This is a genomic window from Cellulophaga sp. BC115SP (assembly GCF_009905545.1).
In the GTDB taxonomy this organism is placed as follows: domain Bacteria; phylum Bacteroidota; class Bacteroidia; order Cytophagales; family Spirosomataceae; genus Flectobacillus; species Flectobacillus rivi.
Map to the genome: position 1 here is coordinate 1 of NZ_JAAALB010000097.1, position 5922 is coordinate 5922.

The 5922-nt window shown below is 35.1% G+C and carries 6 protein-coding genes; 3 read left to right on the forward strand and 3 right to left on the reverse strand.

Features of this window, described 5'->3' with window-relative positions:
* Positions 1 to 282: 282 nt before the first annotated feature.
* Genes fabF through GVN22_RS26635 form a run of 3 tightly spaced genes read right to left on the reverse strand, consistent with a single transcriptional unit; the run spans position 283 to position 2908 of the window.
* Complete coding sequence (gene fabF, locus GVN22_RS26625) at positions 283 to 1527, reverse strand: beta-ketoacyl-ACP synthase II (RefSeq protein ID WP_166554047.1); 1245 nt, start codon at positions 1525 to 1527, stop codon at positions 283 to 285.
* Positions 1524 to 2270, reverse strand: coding sequence for an SDR family oxidoreductase (locus tag GVN22_RS26630; RefSeq protein ID WP_166554048.1), 747 nt, complete (start codon positions 2268 to 2270; stop codon positions 1524 to 1526). Before GVN22_RS26630 ends, fabF begins: the two co-directional genes overlap by 4 nt.
* A 53-nt stretch (positions 2271 to 2323) precedes the next feature.
* Positions 2324 to 2908: a TetR/AcrR family transcriptional regulator gene (locus GVN22_RS26635; RefSeq protein WP_166554049.1), complete on the reverse strand. Its 585-nt coding sequence runs from the start codon at positions 2906 to 2908 to the stop codon at positions 2324 to 2326.
* 289 nt (positions 2909 to 3197) lie between these two features.
* Here GVN22_RS26635 and GVN22_RS26640 point away from each other — a divergent pair, with 289 nt between their 5' ends.
* The 3 genes from GVN22_RS26640 to GVN22_RS26650 form a co-directional block, all read left to right on the forward strand.
* Positions 3198 to 3644, forward strand: coding sequence for a hypothetical protein (locus GVN22_RS26640; RefSeq protein ID WP_166554050.1), 447 nt, complete (start codon positions 3198 to 3200; stop codon positions 3642 to 3644).
* 690 nt (positions 3645 to 4334) lie between these two features.
* On the forward strand, positions 4335 to 5519 hold the full coding sequence (locus GVN22_RS26645) for a hypothetical protein (protein WP_166554051.1): 1185 nt from the start codon (positions 4335 to 4337) through the stop codon (positions 5517 to 5519).
* Between the two features lie 29 nt (positions 5520 to 5548).
* Positions 5549 to 5922: hypothetical protein (locus GVN22_RS26650; protein WP_166553382.1), on the forward strand; the 374-nt coding region annotated here is incomplete at its 3' end.

A 5922-nucleotide genomic window follows, 5' to 3' on the forward strand; every position in this document is an offset into this window, starting at 1 on the left:
TCGAACCCCCGGACCTGTTACAGTCAACAGTTTTCAAGACTGCCGCAATCGACCACTCTGCCAGCTCTCTGTGTTTTTTGATGATGCAAAATTAGTCTTTTGGACAATACAATGCAAACTTTTTTTGAAACTTCAATTGAAATATTTCCTAAGAAATCACCTAAAGTTATAGTAGTATTTTCGTAATCAGAATATTACGAGCAATCATAAACCCTGAAAAAAAGTGAAAATATTTTTGAAATAGTTACTAGCGAGGACTCAAAAACTCGCTAGTAACGCTCATTATGCCTCAAATTTCTTAAAAATAGAAGAGGCAGTATGTCCTCCAAAACCAAAAGAATTGTTCAGGGCATAACGGATTGGCTTCTCTAACTTTTCTCCTAATACAATATGGAGATTTTGAGGAATCTCTGGATCTAGCTCCGTCACATTCATCGTTGGAGGAATCGTATCATGTTGAACTGCCAATACACAGTAAATACTTTCAATGGCTCCGGCAGCACCCAATAGGTGCCCTGTCATAGATTTTGTTGCAGAAATGGCTGTCTTACTATTTCCGAAAATAGAAGATATGGCTTTTATTTCACTCAAATCACCCACACCTGTTGAGGTCGCATGCGCATTGATATAGTCAATATCTTCAGGGTTGAGTCCTGCATCTTTGAGTGCGTTGAGCATTCCCAATTTTGCCCCCAAGCCGTCGGGCGATGTGCCAGTCAGGTGATAGGCGTCAGCGGCCATGCCACCTCCAGCAATTTCCGCCAAGATTGTTGCTCCTCTTTGCACAGCATATTCATAATCTTCCAAGATTAAAGCCCCTGCGCCTTCACCTGCTACAAACCCTGTACGATTAACATCAAAAGGTTGCGAAGCAGAGCTTACATTGTTTTTAGATAGGGCTTGAGCTGCTCCAAAGCCACCGATCGTACCAGGCGTAATAGCCGCTTCTGATCCTCCAACAATCATCACTTTGGCACGACCCAGTCTGATATTATCTAGTGCGTTGATAATAGCAGTATTGGAAGATGCACAAGCGGAAACCGTACAGTAATTGGGTCCTAACAAACCATTTCTGATAGAAATAACCCCTGCTGCAATATCCACAATCATTTTTGGAACAAAATATGGATTGAATCTTGGCGTGCCATCGCCAGTAAAGAATTCTTGTAATTGATCCTCAAAAGTTTGCATACCACCTTGACCAGTTGCCCAAATTACTCCTATTTCGGCTCTTTGTGCTTCTGACATTGTGGCAAATTGCAATTGAGATTGTTGAATAGCTTGTTCACTTGCCGCTACGGCATATTGAGTAAATAAATCGTATTTGCGGATTTCTTTTTTCTCAAAATAATCGAGCGGATTAAAGCTTTTAACTTCTCCTGCTATCTGAGTTTTAAATTTGCTTGCATCAAATTTGGTAATGGGACCAATACCCGAAATACCTTTGAGACTATTTTCCCAAAAACTCTCAATATCATTTCCTAAAGGAGAAATAACACCGAGTCCTGTAATAACTACACGTTTCATAAAGATGAATTTAAGGCTGAAAATGCCTGTTCTGGTGATTGAAGATAAAGTTGGTATAAAGAATTGGTTAATCCAACACGTACCTCAAACTGTTCTTCTGTCAATGCTTTTAATAAATCTTCGGCAACTACTTCTGGTGGAATACCATTGTCTGCACCTCCTATTTCATGTGAGAGCTCGGTATTGACGAGGGGTGGCATCACCTCATATACTTGAATCCCTTGATTTTTTAACTCTGCTCTCAGTACTTGTGTGTAGGAGTGAAGCGCAGCCTTACTTGCTGAATAAGTTGGTAAACTGATAGATGGAATGAATGAAACCAACGAACTTACATTGACAATAGCAGCGTTGGCGTTTTGCTTCAGCACAGGCAATAATGCTTCTGTCAAGCGTACAACACTTAAAAAATTAGTCTCAAATTCAACACTAGCTTTGTCAACTGCTTTACTGTTTTCATTGAGTAAAGAATAGGCATAAGCGGTACCCGCATTATTAATGAGTAAGTTTAAGGTAGGAAAGTCTGATTTAACTTTTGTAGTAAGTTCCTCTACATCAGAAGCCTTTGTTAAATCAGCTACGATATATTGAGCATTAGGAATTTGTTTACTAGCCTCTATGAGTTTATTTTCCGTACGTCCTACCAAGATGATTTGGTTTCCTTCTTGTGCCAATTTTTTAGCGAATGCTAACCCGATGCCAGAGCCTCCTCCTGTAATTAATATAGTATTTTCAGTCGTTTTCATTTGATTGCTTGTTTTAAAATATACCGAACGGTATATTTTTGTGTAAAAAAATATTAAAATGAGTTTATTAAGTTTTCAACGGTTTTCATGAGACTTTGCATGTAGGCTATTTTACCACTGACTTTGGTAAGCATAACCGCTCCTTCAATGGTGGCAATAATTTGTAGTGCTAAATCCTCTGCATTGTTTTCAGTACTAAATTCACCAGCTTGTATACCTTCATTAATCAAAAAAACAAGTGTATTTTTCCATGAATTAATCGCTTTGCTAACCTCTTCGCACATTAATGGATGGGTGTCGTCTACCTCAACAGCAGTATTGAGAATCACGCAGCCGCCCACTGGAAATCTAGGGTCATCAAATAAAGTATAAATACGTGGATAGCAAAGAATTTTACCCCTAAAAGTTGATTCTCGTGCCATTTCTTCCGAAACAAGTCCGGTGACTTTTTTGAGATTATAGCGAAAGACCTCAAGCGCCACTTCATCTTTGTTTTTAAAGTTGCCGTAAATACTTCCTTTGGTTAGCCCTGTAGCCTCGGTCATATCCAGTAAAGAAGTAGCCGCAATACCTTTGGTATTGAACAGAGTTGCGGTTTTTTCTATGATAAACTGTTTGGTACGTTCGGCTTTTCCCATGATAAGGTACTTCAAATACTTGTTAACTAATGAATTATTGAGTTTAAGAAAAGGCTTATTAATAATTTTGAAACAAAAATATACCGTTCGGTATTATTTTGCAAATATTTTTTTACTTTTTCGAAAATAAAAATGAATGACACGGTTGGATGAGAATCAGAAAACTCAATAATGTAATAATTAAAGGTTTTTGTTGTATTTTATTCAAAATGTGATAAATTAGTAGAGAAGCCGAGGGGAGTATTTCGGCTTTCAAATAATGAGTTTTTCAAACTAAATATGGATACAAATGAAAATACTTGCTTACTTATGTATCGTGCTCATAGGACTGATGTTTAGCGCCTGTCAACGAGATGTTAATCCGTATGTGTTATACTATAAAAGTACTCAATTCAAAACCCAGCAAGGAGATACCTTAGCTTCGTTGAAGTCGATTAGAAATGGGGGGATATTTAATAAGAACCTTACATTGGTTATGCGTGATAAAAGTCGTAAGGAGGTACCCAAAGATGGACTTTGGGGCTATTCGCAAGGCGACAAAGTATATCGTAATTATGGAGATAGATTTATTCAAGTGGTTACGCCCTATTCGGATAGTACTATTAAATACATGACCGAAAGAAGTGTTGCTTTTTGGACATCCAATGGCAATCGAACCATGAATCAAGTGATGTTATTATATAGTAAAGATTTGGATTCAAAAGTTTATTTATCTCTAAGAAAGGCGAAGAGGTAGATAAGTAAAGTTACTATTACCAATTAAGGTAGGTAATAAACTGTAAATCCTCGTTGCTTAGCTACTGTCTCATATTTGTAAACTTGGAGAGTGTTCATACAATGGTGTCTTCTTAAATATTGATATTGAAAGTCAGATGCTTACAGAAGGATAGATACTGTTGTATGAATAATTTCTATTTTGCTTATTTACCTGTCACTTCTACTTCCTATTAATGTAATCCCAATACAACATCTGTATAAAACTTCATATTGTTACACAACTGTTATTCTTCTTTTTTCGGGTGTTGTTCCAGTAATAAAATTCTTTCCATCAATCTCCATTTTGCTAAATTACTTTCCTGAAAGAGTTGTGATACACCCTTGTTTAGGTGTCTAGATAGGGGATATTTCCTCAGAACTCCACTGTTTTAGAGAGGATCTTAAAGTTATTCTTTATCATTTTAAGAGTGATCAATAAGACTACATGGCAAATTTTTCTTACAAAAACAGATAATTCATCTTCACTAGAAAATTAACGAACGTATATAAACCTACTTAAATGTTAAATATATGACCGTTTACTCAATTATATAATAGATTTGAGACATTACTACAATATTAAAGTCTCATTAATATGCAATCATAATAGAGAAGTGGTTATTTTTGTTTTTATAGTTTTGCTTATTAAAATTGAACTTAATAATATTTTATGAAAATTAAACTACATTTATTTGTAATTGTATTCTTCCTACACTCCTGCAAATCCGTTGAAGATAAGATTGATATTTTACCTTCCATTAGCTCCGTATCATTAGGAAGAACTCTTATTCTTAAAACAGAAATTCTAGAGGCTGAAAGAAAGGTACTTCTTTGGGTTCCATACCAGACAGATTTAAGTTCAATAGTTCCTACAATCCTAACAAAAAATGCAATTACAATAATCCCTTCTAGTACTCAAGCACAAAACTTTTCTGTACCTGTATATTATACATTAGTGTCGAAGTTTGGACAAAAAATAATATATGAAGTTAGTATAAATGCCATGGAGCAGCCTACTCCAGTAATTACTGGAGTAAGTAAAGATACCCTTGAAGCAGGTAAAAGTTTCATGATTATAGGACGTGATTTTGGCTTGAACCCGGTAGAAGTTCAAGCATCAATAGTCAATTCTAGCAAAGAAATATTATTGAAAACAGTGTTGATCGATTCTTCACATGTATATGCCTCCTCGCTTGATAATGTAATGCCAGGAAATTATACCTTACTATTAAAAGTTAGAAACAAATCTAGCAATTACAGTAAGTCTATCGTCATAGAGTATCCTACACCTTTGGTTGACTCCCTTGATTATTGGAATGTTATTCAAGAGGAAAATATACAAATCTTTGGGAAATACTTATCAAAAAACTATGACTACAATATAGTTTTGATTGATAAAGAAGGCTATTCTACCATATTGCCAATGTTTTTTAATGATAGTATGCTAATGTGTAAAATTCCAGTTTCAGTAAAGGAAGGTGTATATAGTGTAAAAATTATCAATACATCATTAAAAAAGGAAAGTAAGATTGTTGCTAAATCTATAACCGTATATCGAAAAGATATGCCTTATCTAATATATTCTGAAAAAATAACAGAATTGAGATTGAAACCGAGTAGCAATGTTGTATTTACTACCACAAATTTTGAGAAAACACCTGCGAGATTTTACCAAATTCAATTAGAAAGCAATAATGGTAGTTTTATGCAAAATGCACTTTATAGCGCTGCTAATAACCGATTAACCTTCACTACTCCTCAAACAAAAGGTAGATATAGTATCAATTTAGTTCTTAGTAATGAACCTAATATACTATATCAAATCAATACAAGGTTTATTTTAATTATAGAATAATTTCCTAATAATATCTTGCTATTATATCAATGAAAAAATTACTACTCCTATTAATGTTTGGTTTAACATTAGTAAAGACTGGTTTGTCTCAAGTAAACAAACCAGTATTGGATTTAAAAAAATTTACGGACCGAAGTATCGTAGTGAGACAAATGTTGTCCACTGACAGAAATTGCTACGAATTTTACAAAAATGGGATAAAGCTCATAGAGGGACAAGATTACTTTATGGGCGCTGGTTATGCTAACTCGTTTTTTTACGTTGGGGGTGGTACTCGGGGTGGTTTTTACAGCGCTGCCATAGAGTTTGGCTTCTTAAAGCCTAACGACGTATTAGTGGTCAAGGACGTATGTCTCAACGAAACATCAGATCCAATGATTGTATCTGACGACTATGTTTATAT

Bases quoted from the DNA above. Each gene is read 5' to 3' on its own strand.
- fabF (WP_166554047.1), bottom strand. From the start codon at position 1,527: ATGAAACGTGTAGTTATTACAGGACTCGGTGTTATTTCTCCTTTAGGA.
- GVN22_RS26630 (WP_166554048.1), bottom strand. From the start codon at position 2,270: ATGAAAACGACTGAAAATACTATATTAATTACAGGAGGAGGCTCTGGC.
- GVN22_RS26635 (WP_166554049.1), bottom strand. From the start codon at position 2,908: ATGGGAAAAGCCGAACGTACCAAACAGTTTATCATAGAAAAAACCGCA.
- GVN22_RS26640 (WP_166554050.1), top strand. From the start codon at position 3,198: ATGAAAATACTTGCTTACTTATGTATCGTGCTCATAGGACTGATGTTT.
- GVN22_RS26645 (WP_166554051.1), top strand. From the start codon at position 4,335: ATGAAAATTAAACTACATTTATTTGTAATTGTATTCTTCCTACACTCC.